The sequence below is a fragment of the Streptomyces sp. NPDC048197 genome, assembly GCF_043202395.1.
Taxonomy (GTDB): Bacteria; Actinomycetota; Actinomycetes; order Streptomycetales; family Streptomycetaceae; genus Streptomyces; species Streptomyces siderophoricus.
In genome coordinates, this window is record NZ_JBIDAJ010000010.1 from 136,748 (window position 1) to 155,735 (window position 18,988).

At 72.4% G+C, this 18,988-nt stretch carries 18 protein-coding genes; 13 read left to right on the forward strand and 5 right to left on the reverse strand.

Translation table 11 applies throughout. From position 1 onward, the window contains the following. Positions 1–152 precede the first annotated feature (152 nt). On the reverse strand, positions 153–923 hold the full coding sequence (locus tag ACGF4C_RS16315; RefSeq protein ID WP_393566946.1) for a polysaccharide deacetylase family protein: 771 nt from the start codon (positions 921–923) through the stop codon (positions 153–155). Positions 924–1,070: 147 nt separating this feature from the next. On the opposite strand from ACGF4C_RS16315, the gene ACGF4C_RS16320 reads away from it, so the two are divergent. Genes ACGF4C_RS16320 through ACGF4C_RS16335 form a run of 4 tightly spaced genes read left to right on the forward strand, consistent with a single transcriptional unit; the run spans position 1,071 to position 4,413 of the window. Further along, positions 1,071–1,775 (forward strand): response regulator transcription factor, encoded by a 705-nt coding sequence (locus ACGF4C_RS16320; protein WP_030415362.1) that lies wholly within the window; start codon positions 1,071–1,073, stop codon positions 1,773–1,775. Continuing rightward, positions 1,772–3,358: an ATP-binding protein gene (locus tag ACGF4C_RS16325; RefSeq protein ID WP_393566779.1), complete on the forward strand. Its 1,587-nt coding sequence runs from the start codon at positions 1,772–1,774 to the stop codon at positions 3,356–3,358. Before ACGF4C_RS16320 ends, ACGF4C_RS16325 begins: the two co-directional genes overlap by 4 nt. After that, positions 3,355–3,969, forward strand: coding sequence for a hypothetical protein (locus ACGF4C_RS16330; RefSeq protein WP_393566781.1), 615 nt, complete (start codon positions 3,355–3,357; stop codon positions 3,967–3,969). The genes ACGF4C_RS16325 and ACGF4C_RS16330 overlap by 4 nt, the downstream gene beginning before the upstream one ends. Before the next feature lie 42 nt (positions 3,970–4,011). Beyond that, on the forward strand, positions 4,012–4,413 hold the full coding sequence (locus tag ACGF4C_RS16335; protein WP_393566783.1) for a DUF1992 domain-containing protein: 402 nt from the start codon (positions 4,012–4,014) through the stop codon (positions 4,411–4,413). An 18-nt stretch (positions 4,414–4,431) separates the two neighbouring features. Here the strand turns inward: ACGF4C_RS16335 and ACGF4C_RS16340 are convergent, their stop codons facing one another. Continuing rightward, the gene (locus ACGF4C_RS16340) at positions 4,432–5,718 is read right to left on the reverse strand and encodes a hypothetical protein (RefSeq protein ID WP_393566785.1); all 1,287 of its coding nucleotides are present in this window, start codon (positions 5,716–5,718) and stop codon (positions 4,432–4,434) included. Positions 5,719–5,878: 160 nt separating this feature from the next. Here ACGF4C_RS16340 and mutA point away from each other — a divergent pair, with 160 nt between their 5' ends. From mutA to ACGF4C_RS16360, 4 genes are all read left to right on the forward strand, one after another. Further along, positions 5,879–7,765: a methylmalonyl-CoA mutase small subunit gene (gene mutA, locus ACGF4C_RS16345; RefSeq protein ID WP_393566787.1), complete on the forward strand. Its 1,887-nt coding sequence runs from the start codon at positions 5,879–5,881 to the stop codon at positions 7,763–7,765. A gap of 5 nt (positions 7,766–7,770) precedes the next feature. Then, positions 7,771–10,002 (forward strand): methylmalonyl-CoA mutase, encoded by a 2,232-nt coding sequence (gene scpA, locus ACGF4C_RS16350; protein ID WP_393566948.1) that lies wholly within the window; start codon positions 7,771–7,773, stop codon positions 10,000–10,002. Between the two features lie 11 nt (positions 10,003–10,013). Beyond that, a complete protein-coding gene (gene meaB, locus ACGF4C_RS16355; RefSeq protein WP_393566789.1) occupies positions 10,014–11,021 on the forward strand; it encodes a methylmalonyl Co-A mutase-associated GTPase MeaB in 1,008 nt (335 codons plus the stop codon). 81 nt (positions 11,022–11,102) lie between these two features. Continuing rightward, on the forward strand, positions 11,103–11,462 hold the full coding sequence (locus ACGF4C_RS16360) for a coenzyme f390 synthetase (RefSeq protein WP_393566791.1): 360 nt from the start codon (positions 11,103–11,105) through the stop codon (positions 11,460–11,462). Here ACGF4C_RS16360 and ACGF4C_RS16365 read toward each other — a convergent pair. Together ACGF4C_RS16365 and ACGF4C_RS16370 are read right to left on the reverse strand one after the other, a co-directional pair. Further along, entirely contained in the window at positions 11,459–12,361 is a 903-nt protein-coding gene (locus tag ACGF4C_RS16365; protein WP_393566793.1) for a LysR family transcriptional regulator, read from the reverse strand. The genes ACGF4C_RS16360 and ACGF4C_RS16365 overlap by 4 nt on opposite strands. A gap of 82 nt (positions 12,362–12,443) precedes the next feature. Next, a complete protein-coding gene (locus tag ACGF4C_RS16370) occupies positions 12,444–12,968 on the reverse strand; it encodes an ATP-binding protein (RefSeq protein ID WP_393566795.1) in 525 nt (174 codons plus the stop codon). Between the two features lie 196 nt (positions 12,969–13,164). Here ACGF4C_RS16370 and ACGF4C_RS16375 point away from each other — a divergent pair, with 196 nt between their 5' ends. Together ACGF4C_RS16375 and ACGF4C_RS16380 are read left to right on the forward strand one after the other, a co-directional pair. Beyond that, positions 13,165–13,398 (forward strand): DUF397 domain-containing protein, encoded by a 234-nt coding sequence (locus tag ACGF4C_RS16375; RefSeq protein WP_393566797.1) that lies wholly within the window; start codon positions 13,165–13,167, stop codon positions 13,396–13,398. A 129-nt stretch (positions 13,399–13,527) separates the two neighbouring features. Continuing rightward, positions 13,528–14,433, forward strand: coding sequence for a helix-turn-helix domain-containing protein (locus ACGF4C_RS16380; protein WP_393566799.1), 906 nt, complete (start codon positions 13,528–13,530; stop codon positions 14,431–14,433). Between the two features lie 86 nt (positions 14,434–14,519). Here ACGF4C_RS16380 and ACGF4C_RS16385 read toward each other — a convergent pair whose 3' ends face one another. After that, a complete protein-coding gene (locus ACGF4C_RS16385) occupies positions 14,520–15,335 on the reverse strand; it encodes an SAM-dependent methyltransferase (RefSeq protein WP_393566801.1) in 816 nt (271 codons plus the stop codon). Positions 15,336–15,595: 260 nt separating this feature from the next. Here ACGF4C_RS16385 and ACGF4C_RS16390 point away from each other — a divergent pair, with 260 nt between their 5' ends. The 3 genes from ACGF4C_RS16390 (at position 15,596) to ACGF4C_RS16400 (ending at position 18,916) form a co-directional block, all read left to right on the forward strand. Beyond that, on the forward strand, positions 15,596–15,991 hold the full coding sequence (locus ACGF4C_RS16390; protein WP_393566803.1) for a hypothetical protein: 396 nt from the start codon (positions 15,596–15,598) through the stop codon (positions 15,989–15,991). Positions 15,992–16,058: 67 nt separating this feature from the next. Then, complete coding sequence (locus ACGF4C_RS16395) at positions 16,059–16,877, forward strand: class I SAM-dependent methyltransferase (protein ID WP_393566804.1); 819 nt, start codon at positions 16,059–16,061, stop codon at positions 16,875–16,877. A gap of 314 nt (positions 16,878–17,191) precedes the next feature. Further along, positions 17,192–18,916, forward strand: a complete 1,725-nt coding sequence (locus tag ACGF4C_RS16400; RefSeq protein WP_393566806.1) for an Ig-like domain repeat protein — start codon at positions 17,192–17,194, stop codon at positions 18,914–18,916. Positions 18,917–18,988: the final 72 nt, after the last annotated feature.

The following is an 18,988-nucleotide window of genomic DNA, read 5'->3' on the forward strand; positions in this document are numbered from 1 at the left end:
CTAACCCCTTCCCCCCCCCCACCTGGGCGCGCGCCACTCCCGGGCCCCGCCCCGGCTTCCCCGACCGCGCGGCGCCGCCCCCCCCCCCCCCGCCGCCCCGGGGGGGCCCCCCGGGCCCCCACGGCCGCTTCACCGCTTACGGAAGGGGTGGGTCAGCGCTTCGGGAACCCGAAGCCGTACCCCTGCTGCTTCATCCACGGCAGCAGGCGGTCCAGGGACGCGACGGTGAGGGAGCGGTTGCCGCCGCCGTCGTGGAAGAGGACGGTCGGCCCGTTGGTGATCTCCCCGTGGACGGTGGCCTCGATCGCCTCGGCGCTGCCGCTCTCGAAGTCCTTGCTGTCGACGTTCCAGCCGAGCGGGCGCATGCCGTGGGCGGCGGCCAGCTTCCGGCTGTAGGGGGTGAAGGCGCCGCCGGGTGCGCGGTAGTACTCGACCTTCGCGCCGCCCGCCGCGTCCTCGATCATCTTCTGGGCGTCGAGGATCTGCTGCGACTGGTAGCTCTCCGGCTGGTGGTCCATGCCGGTGTTGTGGCTGACGGTGTGGTCGCAGAGCTTGTGCCCGGCGGCCACCACCTGCTTGACCAGGTCGGGGTGGGCCCTGGCCTGCGGGCCGATCATGCAGAAGACGGCCCTGACGTCGTGCTTCTTCAGCACTTCGAGGACCTTGGGGGTCCAGACCGGGTCCGGGCCGTCGTCGATGGTGATGTTCAGGCTGCGGCCGGGGCGGTCGGAGGCGTGCACGATGGACGGGTCGACGGGGGCGATCTTCGGTGCCCGCGCGGTCTGCCGGCCCAGGGTGTCCGCCTCGGCCCTGGACGGCCCACCGAGTTGGCCGGAGGCGACCGCCCCGACGATCCCCAGCGACACCACCGCCGCCGCCACCACTCCGATGATGCCGCCCTCGATACCGAAGCGCCGAGCCATCCCGATCCCGTCCCCTATGCCGTGCCGGTGTCCGTGCGGACGGCGGGTGCCGGAGGCATCCGCCGTCTTCACCACGACAGATGCGTCCCGGGCCGGGATGGCTGCTCCTGTTACGGATCCATCATGAAACTTATTGATACTGGTGCCATGCCACGAGTACTTCTGATCGAGGACGACGCCGCCGTACGGGACGGAGTGTCCCTCGCGCTACGGCGGCGCGGCCACGAAGTGGCGGCCGCGGCCAGCGGCGAGGAGGGTCTGGCGGCGCTGCCCGGGTTCCGCCCGGACATCGTGCTGCTGGATCTGATGCTCCCCGGCAAGGACGGTTTCGAGGTGTGCCGGCTGATCCGCGCCGAGCGGCAGCTGCCGATCATCATGCTCACCGCCCGCGGCGACGATCTGGACGTGGTGCTCGGGCTGGAGGCGGGAGCCGACGACTACATCGTCAAACCGGCCCGTGGTGAGGTGCTGGAGGCGCGCATCCGGGCGGTGCTGCGCCGTACGGCGCTGCCCGCCGACGGGGCCCCGGCCGTGGAGCCGGGGCCCGCGCCGGTCGAGACCTACGGCGAACTGGCCATCGACCGGGCCGGTCTGGTCGTCGCCAAGGGCGGCAAGGACCTGGCGCTGGCACCCTCGGAGATGAAGCTGCTGCTGTTCCTGTCCGCGACGCCGGGGCAGGTCTTCAGCCGCCAGCAGTTGCTGGAGCATGTGTGGGAGCACAGCTACCACGGCGATGCGCGGCTGGTGGACGCCTGTGTGATGCGGTTGCGGACGAAGATAGAGGACACTCCGCGCAGCCCCCGTTACGTCCAGACCGTGCGCGGCTTCGGTTACCGCTTCGGTCCGCTGTGAACCGCCTCGCCGGCCGGGTGCCGTCGCGCACCCTGCTGCGTGGTCTGCGGGCGCGGCTCGTCGTGGGGTTCCTGGTGGTGGCGGCCGTCAGTGCGCTGACCACGGCGCTGCTGACGTACCGCGAGGCCCGTAACGCCATTCTGCAGCGGTCCCAGGACATCGCGGTGAACGATCTGCGGGCGCAGGTGAACTCGCTCGCGCCGGAGCTGACGGTGCCGCCGACGCAGGCGGACCTGGACAACTTCCGGGTGCAGCTGGAGCGTTCCGGCAAATCACGCGAATGGGATATTTCCGTACATTATCTCGGTGTTCCGGACAGTGATGAGGGCGGGCTGCAGCGCAGTGTGGTGATCCCGGCCGATCTGAAGGCGTCGGTGGAGAAGCGGCACGTCCCGGCCTTCCAGCGGATCAACCGCGCGGGGTCGCCCTGGCTGCTGATCGGCATGCCGGTGCGGCAGTCCGACGGGCAGGCGTCCGCGTTGTCCGTCTATGCCCAACTGCCGCTCAGCGCCGAGGAGTCCAACGTCGAGGCACTGGTGACCGCGGCCCAGCGAGGTGCCCTGCCGGTGCTGATCCTCGCGGTGATCCCGGCGCTGCTCGCCGCGCGCGGGGTGCTGCGGCCGGTGCGTGGGCTGCGGCAGGCCGCCGGGCGGATCGCCGAGGGCAAACTGGACACCCGGCTGGAGGTCAAGGGCGCCGACGAACTCGCCGACCTCTCCCGCACGTTCAACGACATGGCGGCCCGGCTGGAGGAGAGCATGGCCGAGCTGCGCCGCCTGGAGGCCAACTCCCGGCGGTTCGCGGCCGATGTCTCGCACGAGCTGCGCACGCCGCTGGCGGCGATGACCGCGGTGACCGACGTGCTCGACGAGGACGCCGACTCGCTCGACCCGGACACCGCCTCCGCGGTCCGGCTGATCAGCCAGGAGACCGGCAAGCTGGCGCGGATGGTGGAGGACCTGATGGAGGTCTCCCGGTTCGACGCGGGCGCCGCGGCGCTCCATCTGGACGAGGTGGATGTCGCCGAGACCATCCGCAAGACGCTGCAGGCCCGGGCCTGGCAGAAGCGGGTGGCCGCGGACCTGCCCGAGGACGTCCGGGCCCAGCTCGATCCGCGGCGGCTCGACGTGGTGGTCGCCAACCTGGTCGGCAATGCGCTGCACCACGGTGGTGAGCCGGTGCGGGTGGTGCTGCACGCCCCGGAGCCGGGCGCGGACCGGCTGCTGATCGAGGTCCGCGACAGCGGTCCGGGAATAGACCCCGAGGTCCTGCCGCACGTCTTCGAGCGGTTCTACAAGGCGGACTCGGCCCGGGCCCGTTCGGAGGGCAGCGGTCTGGGGCTGGCCATCGCGATGGAGAACGTACGGCTGCACGGCGGCGTGATGCGGGCGGCCAACTCTCCGGAGGGCGGCGCGGTGTTCACCGTGGACCTCCCGCTGCGCCAGGACGAGCCGGGCGACCCCGGCGGCACGTCCGACGTGAGCGGGGCGGACGCGACGGACGGTCCGGGCAGGACGGACGGGGCGGACGCGGCCGACGGGACCGAAGGGAACCGGGCGGCCGGTGAGGAGAACGACGGATGAGCGCCATGAACGGGCGGAACGCCCCGCGGACGCCCAGGGCCCGCGTGCTGGGCGGTGTGGTCAGCGGTGCGCTGGCCGGTGCGCTGGCCGGCTGCGGTATCGCGCCCACCGATGTGATCGACGCCGGTGAGCCCGCCTCCGGGGTGAAGTCGCCGGGCCAGCCCGCGGCCGATGTCCAGCTGTTCTTCTACGGGCCGTCCGGGCTGCGGTCGGCGACCCGGCCGGCAAAGGCCCCGGTCGACCCGGACCAGGCGCTGTCGCTGCTGATGGAGGGGCCCAACCACGCCGAGCGGATGCGCGGCCTGTCCAGCGTGCTGCCGAAGTTCCCGGGCCCGCTGACCGCCACCACCGGCGAGGGCACGGTCGTGATCCACCTGCCGATGAACGTCAAGCTGCTGGACTCCGCCTCGCTGAACCAGCTGGTGTGCACCGCGGCCAACGCCCGGGTGCCGGGGAACAAGCCGCCGGACCAGGTGATGGTGACCCTGGTGGGCGACACGGTCCGGGTCGGCCCCATGGTGTGCGGCGGCAACAACGCCTTCCCCATCGTCCAGCCCAGCCCGACCGCACCGGGCGGCACCGGCGGTACGGAGGGCGGCGGCGTAGGCTGATCACAGGGCCGGACCAGAGCCGCGACGTGGGGAGTCCTTGCGATGTCCGAGCGCAAACCACCCGGAGTCAGCTTCGAGAGCTGGGTCGACAAGCAGATCCGCGAGGCCACGGAGCGCGGCGATTTCGCCGACCTCCCCGGGGCCGGCAAGCCCCTTCCGCACCTCGACCAGCCGTATGACGAGATGTGGTGGATCAAGGAGAAGATGCAGCGGGAGCACCTCTCCTACCTGCCGCCGAGCCTGGTGTTGCGCAAGGAGGCCGAGGAGGCGCGCGAGGCGGCCGCGAACGCGCCGACCGAGGCCGCGCTGCGCCGCATCCTGGCGGCGGTCAACGAGCGGATCCGCGCCGCGCTGCGCACTCCCCTGGAGGGCCCGCCGCTGAATCTGGTGCCGTTCGACATCGACGAGCAGGCCCGCACGTGGCGGGAGCGGCACGGGAGTTGAGGCCCGCCGCGCCGGCCGTCAGGGTGCGGCGTCCGCCATCGTGACGAGGAGGAAGCGCGGCCGGTAGAGGTCGACGTCGCCGTTGACGTGCGGGTCGGCCGGGACGCCGGGCGGTCCGAGCCAGTTGATGTCGTAGCTGAGCTGCAGGGTGCCGTCCGTGGTGGGTCCGGGGTGGGCCTGCGGGTTGTAGGCGACGACGTACTGCGGGTCGGGGGCGGGTGGCCGGGGCGGGGTGATCCGGCCGTTCGGGCCGTGCCAGGGGCCCTCGGGTGCGCAGGCCCAGTAGCTGGTGAGGGTGCGCATCCCGGCGGTGCCGCCGCCCCCGGTATCCATGGTGAACAGCACCCAGGCCCGGGAGCTGCCGCCGCCGTCGCGGACGACGGTGAAGGCACTGCCGACGCCGCGGCGGCCGCCGTCCCGCAGCACCGGTGCGGCCCGGCCGGCCCGTGGCTGCCAGTGGGTACCGTCCCAGAAGCGCCAGCTGCCGCGGTCCGCGAGCCGGCCGACGGGGACCCGGGCGAGGTAGGCGCGGGAGGCGGGCACGGAGGGCGGGTCGTCGGCGCCGTAGACGTAGGTCCAGCGGCCGGCCCGGACGGCCGCGGCGCCGTAGAGCACGCGCCGCCCGGGATCGGCAGTGGCGTCCGGGCCGACGGTCTCGTCGATGCGTTCCAGGTGCAGGCCGGGCAGCGAGAGGGTGGCGACCTCGGTGCCGTACGGCATGCCGAAGATCCACGGTCCGGTGCCGGGCGTCCGGCGCCACAGCAGCACCCGGACCACGCGCTCGGCGGCGCCGGGCGTCCGGGGCTCGACCCGCGCCTGGACCGGCCAGCGCCAGCCGCCGCCGGGCGGGTCGGGGAAGTACGGGCCGGGTGCGGTGGGGGTGCCGCCGGTCAGGGTGCGTTCCGGCCGGCCCGAACGGGAGGTCACCACCAGGGAGTTGTGCCGGAGGTACGGGGTGCCGTGGTCGGCGGTGCGCCAACGGCTGTGCCGGCCCTGCGGGTTGGGGGGTGGCTGGATGCGGTCGAGGAAGGTGTCGGAGAAGAGCCACAGCGTGCGGCCGTCGGGGAGGCGCACCGAGTGGGTGCCGTCGCCGCCGGTCCAGTCGTCGGTGCGGGTGTTGTCGTTGCCGTAGCGGGTGAATGCGGCGGTTTGCCGGGAATCGACCGACCAGGAGGCGATCCGGCGTCCGGTGCAGCCGGCCGCCCGGCGGGGGCCGCCGGACCCGGGCAGTGCCCACAGCAGCGCGGCGACGGCCAGGAGCAGGGCGGCGAGGGCCGTGGTGCGGCGGTGCGGCGCCCTGGACATCGTGCTCCTCGGTCGGTCTCCGGGGTCGTCGGGTGTCCGGGATCACCGTACAGAACCGGTCAGCGACGCATAGATACGAACATGCGGGGGTGGTCAACGAGTGCAACGTCACAGCCGGAGCCCCTGCTCCAGCTAACGGTCGTTCGCCTAGCCTGCTGCCATGACCGCCGAGTCCACCGAACTCCCCCTGGCCGCGGCCTTCCCGGATGCCGATCGCGAGCAGTGGCAGCGCCTTGTCGAAGGCGTGCTGCGCAAATCGGGCGTCACCGAGGCAACGGGTGCCGCCGCCGAGGACGCGCTCGCCACGGATCTCCAGGACGGGATCCGCGTCCGCCCGCTCTACACCGCCGAGGACGGTGCGGCCGCCTCGGGCCGCCCCGGGTTCCCGCCCTTCGTACGGGGCGGACGACCCGAGGGCACGACCGTCGCCGGCTGGGACGTACGCCAGCGCCAGGTGCACACCGATCCGCGGCGCGCCAACGAAGCAGTGCTCGCCGATCTGGAGAACGGCGTCACCTCGGTCTGGCTGACCGTCGGGCACGGCGGGGTGCCGGTGTCCGGTCTTGCCGAGGCGCTCAAGGGCGTCTATCTGGACCTGGCCGCGGTGGTGCTGGACGCGGGCGCCGATTTCGCCCCGGCCGCCGAGGAGTTGCTGCGCCTGTACGCCGCGGCCGGTGTGCCGGCGGCCGAGGTCACCGGCGCGCTGGGCGCCGACCCGCTGGGGCTGCTGGCCCGTACCGGTGACGACAGCAAGCTGCGGGTGCAGCTGGAGGCGGCGGCCCGGCTGGCCGGGCGCTGCCTCGCGGAGGCGCCCGGGGTACGGGCGTTGGCCGTCGACGCGCTGCCGTACCACGAGGCGGGCGGCTCGGCGGCCGAGGAGCTCGGCACCTCCCTCGCCACCGGTGTGGCCTATCTGCGGCACCTGACCGCGGCCGGGGTGGGCATCGACGACGCCTGCCGGCAGCTGGAGTTCCGCTACGCCGCGACCGCGGACCAGTTCCTGACCATCGCCAAACTGCGCGCGGCCCGCCGGCTGTGGGCGCGGGTCGCGGAGGTGTGCGGGGCCGCGCCCGGCGCGTCCGCGCAGGTCCAGCACGCGGTGACCTCGCCGGTGATGATGACCCGCCGGGACCCGTGGGTGAACATGCTGCGCACCACGGTCGCCGGGCTGTCGGCGGGGGTCGGCGGTGCGGACGCGGTGACGGTGCTGCCGTTCGACGCGGCGCTCGGCCTGTCCGACGCCTTCGCCCGGCGGATCGCCCGCAACACCCAGTCGGTGCTGCTGGAGGAGTCGCATCTGTCGAAGGTGATCGACCCGGCGGGCGGCTCCTGGTACGTGGAGCAGCTGACCGATGAACTCGCCCGCGCGGGCTGGGCGTTCTTCCAGGAGATCGAGGCCGCGGGCGGTCAGGCCGCGGCACTGCGCTCCGGGATGCTCCGCGAGCGGCTGGCGCGGACCTGGGCGCGCCGTACCGAGGACCTGGCGCACCGCCGCGAACCGATCACCGGCGTCAGCGAGTTCCCGTTCCTCGCCGAGGCGCCGGTGGAGCGCGAGCCGGCGCCGGCCCCGGTGTCCGGTGGGCTGCCGCGGGTGCGCAGGGACGATGCGTACGAGGTGCTGCGGGCCCGTTCGGACGCCCATCTGGCGGCGACCGGGGCCCGGCCGAAGGTGTTCCTGGCCGCGCTGGGCCCGGTCGCGGCGCACACCGCGCGGGTGGCGTTCGCCGCCAACCTGTTCCAGGCGGGCGGCATCGAGACCGGGCAGGAGCCGGCGGCCGTCGACGCCGAGTCGGTGACCGAGGCGTTCGCACGCAGCGGTGCGCGGATCGCCGCGCTGTGTTCGAGCGACGCGGTCTACGGCGAGCAGGCGGCCGCGGTGGCGGCGGCACTGAAGGCGGCGGGTGCGGTGCGGGTGTTCCTGGCCGGCCGGCCGGGCGAGCGCCGGGAGGAATTCGAGGCGGCCGGGGTCGACGCGTACGTCTTCGCGGGCTGCGACGCGGTCGAGGTGCTGTCCTCGGCCCTGGACGTCATGGAGGTGGCGGGATGACCGAGATGCAGGAAGCAACGCAACGGGCCGGCGCCATCCCGGACTTCAGCACGATCGAGCTGGGCGGCCCGGCCGCGGCGGACGGCGCGGCCGGGGCGGAGCAGTGGGCCCAAGCCGTGGAGACGGCCACCGGCAAGGGACTTGCGGACCTGACGTGGGAGACGCCGGAAGGCATCGACGTCAAGCCGCTGTACACCGAGGACGATCTGGCGGGCGTCGACTTCCTGGGCACGTACCCGGGCATCGCGCCGTACCTGCGCGGCCCGTACCCGACGATGTACGTCAACCAGCCCTGGACGATCCGGCAGTACGCCGGCTTCTCCACCGCCGAGGAGTCCAACGCCTTCTACCGGCGCAATCTGGCGGCCGGCCAGAAGGGCCTGTCGGTCGCCTTCGACCTGCCCACCCACCGCGGCTACGACAGCGACCACCCGCGGGTGACCGGTGACGTCGGCATGGCGGGTGTCGCGATCGACTCGATCTACGACATGCGGCAGCTCTTCGAGGGCATCCCGCTGGACAAGATGACGGTGTCGATGACGATGAACGGCGCGGTGCTGCCCGTGCTGGCGCTGTACATCGTGGCCGCCGAGGAGCAGGGCGTTCCGCCCGAGAAGCTGGCCGGGACCATTCAGAACGACATCCTCAAGGAGTTCATGGTCCGCAACACCTACATCTATCCGCCGCAGCCGTCGATGCGGATCATCTCCGACATCTTCGCGTACACCTCGCAGAAGATGCCGCGCTACAACTCCATCTCGATCTCCGGCTACCACATCCAGGAGGCCGGTGCGACGGCCGACCTGGAGCTGGCGTACACCCTCGCGGACGGGGTGGAGTACCTGCGGGCGGGGCTGGCGGCCGGGATGGACGTGGACGCGTTCGCGCCGCGGCTGTCGTTCTTCTGGGCGATCGGCATGAACTTCTTCATGGAGATCGCCAAGCTGCGCGCGGCCCGGCTGCTGTGGGCGCGCCTGGTCCAGAAGTTCGAGCCGAAGAACCCCAAGTCCCTGTCCCTGCGCACCCATTCGCAGACCTCGGGCTGGTCGCTGACCGCGCAGGACGTGTTCAACAACGTCACCCGGACGTGCGTGGAGGCGATGGCGGCGACCCAGGGGCACACCCAGTCGCTGCACACCAACGCCCTCGACGAGGCGCTCGCCCTGCCCACCGACTTCTCGGCGCGGATCGCCCGGAACACCCAGCTGTTCCTCCAGCAGGAGTCGGGCACCTGCCGGGTGATCGACCCGTGGGGCGGCAGCGCCTACGTCGAGAAGCTCACGTACGACCTGGCGCGCCGGGCCTGGCAGCACATCGAGGAGGTCGAGGCGGCCGGCGGGATGGCCAAGGCGATCGACGCGGGCATCCCGAAGCTGCGGGTGGAGGAGGCCGCGGCCCGTACCCAGGCGCGGATCGACTCCGGGCGGCAGGCGCTGATCGGCGTCAACAAGTACCGGGTGGCCAGCGACGAGGAGATCGAGGTCCTCAAGGTCGACAACTCCGCGGTCCGCGCCCAGCAGATCGAGAAGCTCAAGCGGCTGCGGGCCGAGCGCGACGAGGCGGCCTGCCAGGACGCGCTGCGGGCGCTGACCGCGGCGGCGAAGTCCGGTCCCGGCAAGGGACTTGAGGGCAATCTGCTGGCGCTGGCGGTGGACGCGGCCCGGGCCAAGGCGACCGTCGGCGAGATCTCGGACGCCCTGGAGGAGGTCTACGGGCGGCACTCCGGCCAGATCCGTACGATCTCGGGTGTGTACCGAGACGAAGCGGGCCCGTCCTCCGGTGTGGAGCGCACCCGGGCCCTGGTGGCCGAGTTCGAGCGGGCCGAGGGGCGCCGGCCGCGCATCCTGGTGGCCAAGATGGGCCAGGACGGCCATGACCGCGGCCAGAAGGTGATCGCCACGGCCTTCGCCGACCTGGGCTTCGACGTGGACGTCGGCCCGCTGTTCCAGACCCCGGCCGAGGTGGCCCGCCAGGCGGTCGAGGCGGATGTGCACATCGTCGGGGTGTCCTCCCTCGCCGCCGGTCACCTCACCCTGGTGCCGGCGCTGAAGGAGGCGCTGGCGGCGGAGGAGCGGGAGGACATCACGATCGTGGTGGGCGGGGTGATCCCGCCGCAGGACGTGCAGCCGCTGCGCGACATGGGTGCGGCCGCGGTGTTCCTGCCCGGCACGGTGATCCCGGACGCCGCGCACGACCTGGTGAAGGACCTGGCGTCGGTCCTCGGCCACGAGCTGTAGAGCGGGGGGACATGCCTGCGACGATCGACGTCGAACGGTACGCCGAAGGGGTCCGGGCGGGTTCCCGGGCCTGGATCGCCCGGGCCGTCACCCTGGTCGAGTCCACCCGCGCCGACCACCGGGCGGCGGCGCAGCGGCTGCTGGTCGAGCTGCTGCCGTACTCCGGTGCGGCCCGCCGGGTGGGCATCAGCGGGGTGCCCGGTGTCGGCAAGTCGACCTTCATCGATGCGCTGGGGTCGCTGCTGACCGGGATGGGGCACCGGGTGGCGGTGCTCGCCGTCGACCCGTCGTCCAGCCGGACCGGTGGCTCCATCCTGGGTGACAAGACCCGGATGGAGCGGCTGGCGACCGACCCGGCGGCGTTCGTCCGCCCCTCCCCCACGTCCGGGACGCTGGGCGGGGTGGCGCGCGCCACCCGGGAGTCCATCGTCGTGATGGAGGCCGCGGGCTATGACGTGGTGCTGGTGGAGACGGTGGGGGTCGGCCAGTCGGAGACGACGGTGGCCAACATGGTCGACACGTTCCTGCTGCTGACCCTGGCCCGCACCGGCGACCAGCTCCAGGGCATCAAGAAGGGCGTGCTGGAGCTGGCGGACCTGGTGTCGGTGAACAAGGCCGACGGTCCGCACGAGCGGGACGCCCGCTCCGCGGCCCGCGAACTCGCCGGAGCACTGCGGCTGTTGCAGCCTGCCGACGCGGCCTGGACGCCGCCCGTGCTGACCTGCAGCGCCCGCGAGGGCACCGGTCTGAAGGCGGTCTGGGAACGCGTCGAGCAGCACCGCACCCTGCTCGAATCGACCGGTGCGCTGGCCGAGCGGCGCCGCACCCAGCAGGTCGACTGGACCTGGTCGATGGTCCGCGACCGGCTCATCGACCGCCTCCAGGAGCATCCCGAGGTGCGCCGGCTGGGCCCGGAGGTCGAGCGGGCGGTGCGGGACGGTGAGATCACCGCGACGCTGGCGGCCGAACGGCTGCTGTCCGCGTTCGGCCTGGCGGACCCGGCGGCCGGCGAGGCGTAGCGGCGTCCGGCCGGAAATACTCACCCGGACACCTGAGTAGCTCAGCTCATGACGGCCCCTCGCCGGGCCCCGAGTATGTCGATGACGCATGGACGGACGTTTTCGGCATCTTCCCTGGGGGCCATCATCAATCCGCAGGACGTCGCACACGGGCTGTACGAGGACAATCCGCTGGCCGGGCTGATCGAGGGGTTCTGTGTGGCGCCGGCCGGCGGTGAGCTGGAGTCCCGGCCGGTCGTCCATGTCGAGCTGCGGCCGGGGGTGCGGCTGTCGGCCGTCGAGGCGGACCGGCTGGCGCTGGCCTGTCAGCAGGGCGTGCTGCGCCGGCTGGCCGCCGGTTGCCGGGACTTCCTGCCCTCGCCGGCGGACTGCCCTGCGGCCCACGAGGTGGCGATCACCCTGCACGGGTACGGCACCGGCCCGTTCGCCCGGCAGTCCTAGAGCATCCCGCGCGCCCGCCGGGCCCGTTCGGCGAAGTGGGTGACGGCGAGGTCGCGGAAGCGGGCGGCCGCCGCGGAGAGGTAGCCGTCCTCGCGGCGCACCAGGCTCAGGACCCGTACGCAGTCGGGGGCGTCGATGCGCAGCCAGGCCAGCGGGGCGGCGGTCAGGTCGGCGCGGGCGATGGAGGGCATCAGGCCGATGCCGAGGCCGGCGATGACGAGGAAGTGGGTGGCGCCGGGTTCGTCGCCCTCGCAGCCGATGACCGGGCGGCGGCCGATGGTGGTGAACAGCCGCTCCAGCAGGGCGCGTTGCCAGTGTCCGGGGCGGGTGGTGATGAAGGGCTCGTCGGCGAGGTCGGCCACCGTCACCCGTTCCCGGGCGGCCAGCGGATGGGCCGCCGGGACCGCGAGCAGCACCTCCTCCTCCAGCAGCCGCACCGCGCCGAGCCCGGCGCCGGTGAGCGGCTGCGAGGCGACGCAGAAGTCCACCTCGCGGGTGCGCAGGTGTTCGCGCATCAGGTCGGGGGTGGACTGGAAGCAGCGGACGGTCACGTCGGGGTGGGCGGCGCGGAAGCCGGCCAGCAGTTCGGTCAGCGGCAGCAGGGTCTCGGCGGCGATGGTGACGCTGCCGTTGTCGAGCCCCGCGGCGTCGGCCATCTCCCGGCGGGCGTCGTCGAGTTCGTCCAGGGCCCGTTCCACCCGGGTGAGGAAGGCGGCGCCGTGGCGGTTGAGCCGGATCGCCCGGCCCTGCCGGTCGAAGAGCGGCAGGCCGAGTTCGGCTTCGAGGCGGGCGATGGTCCGGCTCACCGAGGGCTGGGCCACCCGGAGTTCCTCGGCGGCCCGGCTGATGTGTTCCCGGCGCGCGACGACCCGGAAGTACCGCAGGGACAGCAGATCCATCGGTTCCTCGGGCCTTCGGGTCGGACGACGGCGACCCGGAAATGATCACACAGGGCGACCCCGGAGACCGGGGCACGGTGGCTCAGCCGCGCAGCGGCACCGTGGCCCACACCGTCTTGCCCGAGTGGTCCGGCGGGGTCCAGCCCCAGGCCTCGCTCAGCCGGTCGACGAGGTGCAGCCCGCGGCCGGATTCCGCCAGCGGGTCGGCGGTCCGTACGACCGGGGCGTCGGTGCCGGTGTCGGAGACGGCGCACAGCACGGCGGTCTCCTGCCGGGTCAGGGCGAGCCAGGCCGGGCAGACCGGCGCGGGCACCAGGGCGAACCCGCGGGCGACCGGCACCGCGTCCGGCTCCCCGGCCCGGATGCCGTGGCGCAGGGCGTTGCTGACGAGTTCGGTGACGACCAGCGCCGCGTTCTCGGTCACGTCCGCGGTCAGTTGCCAGCCGCTGAGCGTCGCCCGGGTGAAGCGGCGGGCCTCCGCCACGGTCTGCGCGCAGCTGCTGAGGGCACAGGCGGCGAAACCGTCAGGGGCGGGCATCCACCAGCTCTCCTCGAACGCTTCCTCTGGAAGGGCGTCGTGCACGGTCTCTGCCGGATGAGCGGTCATCAAGATCTCCGCGAGGGCGATTTCGGGGCTGGGCCGGACTGCCTTGGAGAGCTAATATCCTCGGCAGCCGTCGCCCGGTGCAAGTGCATCTGCAATTACATCGGTAAGGACGGCCGCTCAGGGGCTCGTTCACGCCAACGTGATCGCGAGCCCGGGATCGGTCGGAGGGATGTCCTCCAGCAAGGGAGCAGGTCTGATGGAGTCGGTGACCAACGGCATGCAGGCGACCCGCATCGAGGGCGTCGTATGGCGCAAGAGCCGCCGCAGCAACCCCAGCGGCAACTGCGTTGAGCTGGCCGTTCTTTCGGACGGCGGGGTGGCCGTGCGCAACTCCCGGTTCGCCTCCGGGCCGGCGCTGGTCTACACCCGCGACGAGATGGCGGCCTTCGTCCAGGGCGCCAAGGACGGCGACTTCGACGACCTCGTCTGACGCACCGGCGGCATATGCCGCCGAGATTGGCGCATATGTCGTTCGGATAGTCGCCCTGACTGTACGAACACTTGGCGCGATGGGACACTGGGCGTTCGCCCGACCACTCAGGGGAGTCAGGGAGTCAGCATGAGTGAGGCGCAGCCGAGCAGCGGTCAGTCCCTGCGCCGGTATCTCGACCATCCGCGGGGCGGTCCGACGGTCCTGCGGATCGTGCTGGGCACGCAGTTGCGCCGGCTGCGCGAGGCGGCCGGCGTCACCCGGGAGGCCGCCGGGGACGCCATCCGCGGTTCCCACGCGAAGATCAGCCGCCTGGAGCTCGGCCGGGTCAGCTGCAAGGAGCGGGACGTCGCCGATCTGCTGACGCTCTACGGCGTCACGGACGACGCGGTCCGTGACGACTTCCTCAAACTGGCCCGCCGGACCAGCAGTCCGGGCTGGTGGCACCAGTACGGCGATGTGCTGCCCGGCTGGTTCGAGACCCATCTCGGCCTGGAAGAGGCCGCGTCGGTGATCCGCACCTATGAAGTGCAGTTCGTGCCGGGCCTGTTGCAGACCGCGGACTACGCCCGCGCGGTGGCGCAGCTCGGCCATCCGCGGTCGACGCCCGAGGAGATCGAGCGGCGGGTGCGGCTGCGCGTGCAGCGGCAGGAGTTGCTGACGCTGCCGGATGCGCCGCGGGTGTGGGCGGTGCTCGACGAGGCCGCGCTGCGCCGTCCGCTGGGCGGCCGGGAGGCGATGGCGGGCCAGCTGAGACATCTGCTGACGATGGCCGAGCTGCCGAACGTCACGCTGCAGATCGCGCCGTTCAGCCTCGGCGGTCTGGCGGCGGCCGGTGGTCCGATCACGATCCTGCGCTTCCTGGAGCCGGATCTGCCGGACATCGTCTATCTGGAGCAGCTGACCAGTGCGCTGTATCTGGACAAGCGCGATGACGTCGACCACTACCTGGCGGTGATGGACCGCCTCAGCGCCCAGTCGGAATCGCCGCGCGAGTCGCTGGCGATGCTGGAGCGGATGCTCAAGGAAATCTGATACCGCTCAGCCAGATCCGATCAGACGACGAGCGGCGGGGCGCCCGGTGGGCTCCTGGCCGCTCGTCGTCGCCCGGGCCCGGTACGTCAGATCTTGCGGGCGACCCCGCCGTACTCGATCCACTCCAGGGTCAGCTGCTTGGGGCCGATGTCCGCGTCCGGCTTCCAGGTCGAGACCTCCACCAGCCCGGGCTCCTGGATCTCCAGCCCGTCCAGGAATCCGGCCAGTTCATGTGCCTGCCGCACCCGGCCCCACTGGCCGTGGGTCTGCTCGGCCATGAAGTTCGTGACGAAGTCACGGGTCGCCGCGTCCTCGCTGACCAGCTGGCACACCACCAGGAAGCTGCCCGGGGCCAGCCGGTCGGCGACCCGCTTGATCAGCCCTCCCGGATCGTCGGAGTCCGGGATGCAGTGGAGCACGGAGACGAACAGCGCGGCGACCGGCCGGCCGAAGTCGATCAGCCGCGTCACCTCCGGGCTGTCGAAGATGCCGTCGGTGTCCCGCATGTCGGCCTGGATCACCGCGGTGTTGGCGTTCTCCTCCAGCAGGGCCCGGCCGTGCGCCAGCACGATGGGGTCGTTGTCGACGTACACCACCCGGGCCTCCGGGTCGACGCGCTGGGCGACCTGGTGGACGTTGTCCTGGGTCGGCAGGCCTGAGCCGTGGTCGATGAACTGCCGGATGCCGTGTTCGGTGGCCAGCCAGCGCACCACCCGCTGCAGGAAGCGGCGGTTGTTGAGGGCCAGCACCTGGGTGCTCGGCACGACCTTGCTCAGCTGCTCGCAGGCCTCGCGGTCGACGGCGTAGTTGTCCTTGCCGCCGAGGTAATAGTCGTACATCCGCGCGACGCTGGGGACGGTGACATCGACGGTGCTGGACTGCGGTGCTGATTCTTGGCTCATTCGACACTTTCCCGTCGCTTCGACAGCCCTCGGCCATGGCAGGGCCATGGCGCAGCAATGGCGCCGTTCCGTGTCGGAACGACCACGCCGTGCAGTCCAACATACCTATGGAGTGGCGGCTGTTGCAGGTGAGCGGCAAGGGTTCTTACGTCTCGTCAGTGGCCTCGGCCCCGGCAGCGGACGGCCGCCGTGCCGCCGATTCTCGGGGTGGTTTGCGGCGGGGAGCACGGTCTCGTCCAGAACTCGCCGCCGGGGCCCTGGTGGAGGTCGGGCTCGGCAGTCAACTGCATGCGTTTCCGGCCGAGTTGAGGGATGCGATGCGGCGGCGGGTGGCGCTGGCGCGGGCACTGGTGAAGCGGCCGTCGGTGCTGCCGGCGGACGGGCCGACCGCCTTGCTGGACGCCCGGGAGCACACCGAGCTGGTGGAGCTGTTCGTACGCCTGTGGGGCGAGCGGCGGGTCTGCCGCATCGTGACCACCGCGGACGACGCGCTCGCCCGCCGGGCGCCGCGGCTGGCGACGCTCACCGCGGGGCGGGTGACCCTCCTCGCCGGTCACCGGCGCACGGTTCCGGCCGTCCCTTCTGGTGGCCCTTCCGCGTGGCCGGTAGAAGGGAGGGATGACCATCGCGACGAATGCATCCGGGACCAGCGGTGAGCAGGGGGACGGGGGGCCGATACCGCCGCGGCCGGCAGTTGGGCACCCGGCTCCCGGCGTCGAGGAGATGATCCGCGCCAACCAGGCCAACTGGGACGCCCGGACCCCCGTCCATGTGGCCAGCGAGTTCTACGGACTGGACGGTTCACGGACCGCCGAGCACTGGTTCGCGCCGTTCGAGTGGGCGGACCTGGGTGAGCTCGCCGGGCGGGACGTGCTGCATCTGCAGTGTCATCTGGGCACCGAGACGGCCGCGTTCGCCGACCGGGGCGCGGCACGCACCGTGGGCCTGGACTTCTCGGCCGCGGCGGTGCGGGAGGCCCGGCGGCTGGCCGAGGAGGCGGGCCGGGACATGGAGTTCGTGCGGGCGGACGTGCACGACGCGGTGTCCGCGCTGGGCGGCCGCCGCTTCGACGTGGTCTACACCGGCAAGGGCGCGCTGTGCTATCTGCCGGACCTCGCCGCGTGGGCGGGGATCGTCAGCGCCCTGCTCCGGCCCGGCGGCACGTTCTACCTGGTGGAGTTCCACCCGCTGCTGGACGCCCTCGGTCCGACGCCGGACCCGGAACGGCAGGACCTCCGGCTGCGCCACGACTACCTGGGCGGCCGCGGCGCCCTCCGGAGCGATACGCCGCACACCTACACCGACGGGCCGCCGGTGCGCGGCGCCACCACGAGTTACGAGTGGCGGCACGGTATCGGCGAGGTGATCACGGCCGTGACCGGTGCCGGTCTGGCCGTCCAACTGGTGCGGGAGACCGAGCTGTTGCCCTGGAAGCGGTTCGACGCCATGGTGCCGGCCGAGAACGGCTGGTGGCGGCTGCCGCCGTCGGAGCCGTTCATTCCGCTGCTGTACGCGCTGCGGGCGGTCAAGCCGCACGACTAGCGGCGGCCGCAGCACCGAACCCCTTTACCCCATCCGGCACCTGCCGTCGTCACGGACACGCCGACGCACGCTCCGCCAATCGGGTTGCTTCGTGCCCCGTCCGTGGTCCTGCGTGCGGCCGGTCGCTTCAATGAGTGGTACCGACGGTGGGTGCCCATCCCCTGGCGGGGACCACGGACGGCTGCTGCACGAGGCAGTCCGCTGTGCTTCTTCAGGGCACCCCCGGCAGGAGAACGCGATCGGCACAGTGTTCTGACTGTGCCGCGCGGCGGCCCCACCTCCTTAGCGGAGCCTTCGAAAGGGGCTGTCCAAACATGGCGCTCATCATCACCCTGACCCCGTCGACCGTCGCGGCGGGCCAGACCTTCACGGCCACGATCACCGGTGCCACACCGGGCGACACCATCACCGTCACCTATGACGCGCAACCGGCGCAGACAGTGGTCGCCGACGCCAATGGCAACGCGACCGTGTCCTTCACCGCGACCACATCGGGGCTGGTGGTCGCCACCGGCAACACAAGTGGAACCAGCGTGGCGACGCTCACCGTGACCACATCGAACTGTGTGGTCACGGTGTCGTCCACCCCCGCCAACCCGACCGCCGGCCAGCCCGTCACCGTCACCGCCACCGTCACCTGCAACGGCGTCGCGGTACCCGGGGCGTCGGTGGTCTTCACCTCCGGCGGCGGCGGCATCGCGCTGGGGGTCGGCACCACCGATGCCTCCGGACAGGCGAGCGTGACCAGCAGCGCGCTGCCGGCCGGGGCCAATGTCGTCGTCGCCACCGTGGTCTCCGCCAACACCACCTGCACCTGCGTCGGCGTCACCGGCACCGCAACCGTCAACGTCCAAGCGGCGACCAACTGCGTGGTCACCCTCTCCTCGACCCCCGCCAACCCGACCGCCGGCCAGCCCGTCACCGTCACCGCCACCGTCACCTGCAACGGGGTCCCGGTTCCCGGCGCGGTGGTCACCTTCGTCTCCGGCGGCGGCAGCCTTCAGCTGGGCGCCGGCACCACCAACGCCTCCGGCCAGGCCAGCGTCACCACCAGCGCACTGCCGGCCGGGGCCAATGCCGTCGTGGCCACCGTGGTCGCCGCCACCACCACCTGCACCTGTGTCGGCGTCACCGGCACCGCAACCGTCAACGTCACGGCGGCGACCAACTGCGTGGTCACCCTCTCCTCGACCCCCGCCAACCCCACCGCCGGCCAGCCCGTCACCGTCACCGCCACCGTCACCTGCAACGGGGTCGCGGTCCCCGGCGCGGTCGTCAACTTCACCTCCGGCGGCGGCAGTCTCCAGCTGGGCGCTGGCACCACCAACGTCACCGGACAGGCCAGCGTCACCACGAGCGCGCTGCCGGCCGGCGCCAATGTCGTCGTCGCGACCGTGGTCTCCGCCGAAACCACCTGCACCTGCGTCGGCGTCACCGGCACCGCAACCGTCAACGTCCAAGCGGCGCCCAACTGCGTGGTCACCGTCTCCTCCACCCCCGCCAACCCCACCGCCGGCCAGCCCGTCACCGTCACCGCCACCGTCACCTGCAACGGAGCCCCGGTACCCGGCGCGGTGGTGGTCTTCTCCACCTCCGGTGGCACCCTGGGGGTCGGGACCACCAATGCCTCCGGACAGGCGAGCGTGACCACCAGCGCGCTGCCGGCCGGCGCCAACGTGGTCACCGCCACGGTGATCTCCTCTTCGGGCGCCTGCACCTGCACCGGCGTCTCCGGCACCGCGACGGTGAACGTCGGCGTGGGACTCCCCGTCCTGACGGCGAAGCCGGCCTGCTACCTGCTGAACTTCCCGCCGGTGCCCTGGGCGTTCGCCCACGCCACGTTCAGCGTGAGCGGTGCGACTCCCGGATCCACGGTGACCTTCTCCGTACTGGGCGGCACGGTGTGCACGGCCGTGGCCGACGCGAGCGGTAACGCCAGCTGCACCGGCAACCTCAGCGTCACCCAGGTGCTGGCCTCCAGCTACACCGCGACCAGCGGCGGGGTGACCGCCACCGGCAGCCTGAAGGCCTGTGTCTGACGGACAGCCGGACACCACAGCCGTCCCCCGTAACGCAACTACGGGGGACGGCTGCTTGCTCCCAGGATAAGG

What these genes read in the sequence shown, in the direction of transcription:
- ACGF4C_RS16315 (WP_393566946.1), bottom strand. Translation starts at nt 923, where the DNA reads ATGGCTCGGCGCTTCGGTATCGAGGGCGGCATCATCGGAGTGGTGGCG.
- ACGF4C_RS16320 (WP_030415362.1), top strand. Translation starts at nt 1,071, where the DNA reads ATGCCACGAGTACTTCTGATCGAGGACGACGCCGCCGTACGGGACGGA.
- ACGF4C_RS16330 (WP_393566781.1), top strand. Translation starts at nt 3,355, where the DNA reads ATGAGCGCCATGAACGGGCGGAACGCCCCGCGGACGCCCAGGGCCCGC.
- ACGF4C_RS16335 (WP_393566783.1), top strand. Translation starts at nt 4,012, where the DNA reads ATGTCCGAGCGCAAACCACCCGGAGTCAGCTTCGAGAGCTGGGTCGAC.
- ACGF4C_RS16340 (WP_393566785.1), bottom strand. Translation starts at nt 5,718, where the DNA reads ATGTCCAGGGCGCCGCACCGCCGCACCACGGCCCTCGCCGCCCTGCTC.
- mutA (WP_393566787.1), top strand. Translation starts at nt 5,879, where the DNA reads ATGACCGCCGAGTCCACCGAACTCCCCCTGGCCGCGGCCTTCCCGGAT.
- scpA (WP_393566948.1), top strand. Translation starts at nt 7,771, where the DNA reads ATGCAGGAAGCAACGCAACGGGCCGGCGCCATCCCGGACTTCAGCACG.
- meaB (WP_393566789.1), top strand. Translation starts at nt 10,014, where the DNA reads ATGCCTGCGACGATCGACGTCGAACGGTACGCCGAAGGGGTCCGGGCG.
- ACGF4C_RS16360 (WP_393566791.1), top strand. Translation starts at nt 11,103, where the DNA reads ATGACGCATGGACGGACGTTTTCGGCATCTTCCCTGGGGGCCATCATC.
- ACGF4C_RS16365 (WP_393566793.1), bottom strand. Translation starts at nt 12,361, where the DNA reads ATGGATCTGCTGTCCCTGCGGTACTTCCGGGTCGTCGCGCGCCGGGAA.
- ACGF4C_RS16370 (WP_393566795.1), bottom strand. Translation starts at nt 12,968, where the DNA reads ATGACCGCTCATCCGGCAGAGACCGTGCACGACGCCCTTCCAGAGGAA.
- ACGF4C_RS16375 (WP_393566797.1), top strand. Translation starts at nt 13,165, where the DNA reads ATGGAGTCGGTGACCAACGGCATGCAGGCGACCCGCATCGAGGGCGTC.
- ACGF4C_RS16380 (WP_393566799.1), top strand. Translation starts at nt 13,528, where the DNA reads ATGAGTGAGGCGCAGCCGAGCAGCGGTCAGTCCCTGCGCCGGTATCTC.
- ACGF4C_RS16385 (WP_393566801.1), bottom strand. Translation starts at nt 15,335, where the DNA reads ATGAGCCAAGAATCAGCACCGCAGTCCAGCACCGTCGATGTCACCGTC.
- ACGF4C_RS16395 (WP_393566804.1), top strand. Translation starts at nt 16,059, where the DNA reads ATGATCCGCGCCAACCAGGCCAACTGGGACGCCCGGACCCCCGTCCAT.
- ACGF4C_RS16400 (WP_393566806.1), top strand. Translation starts at nt 17,192, where the DNA reads ATGGCGCTCATCATCACCCTGACCCCGTCGACCGTCGCGGCGGGCCAG.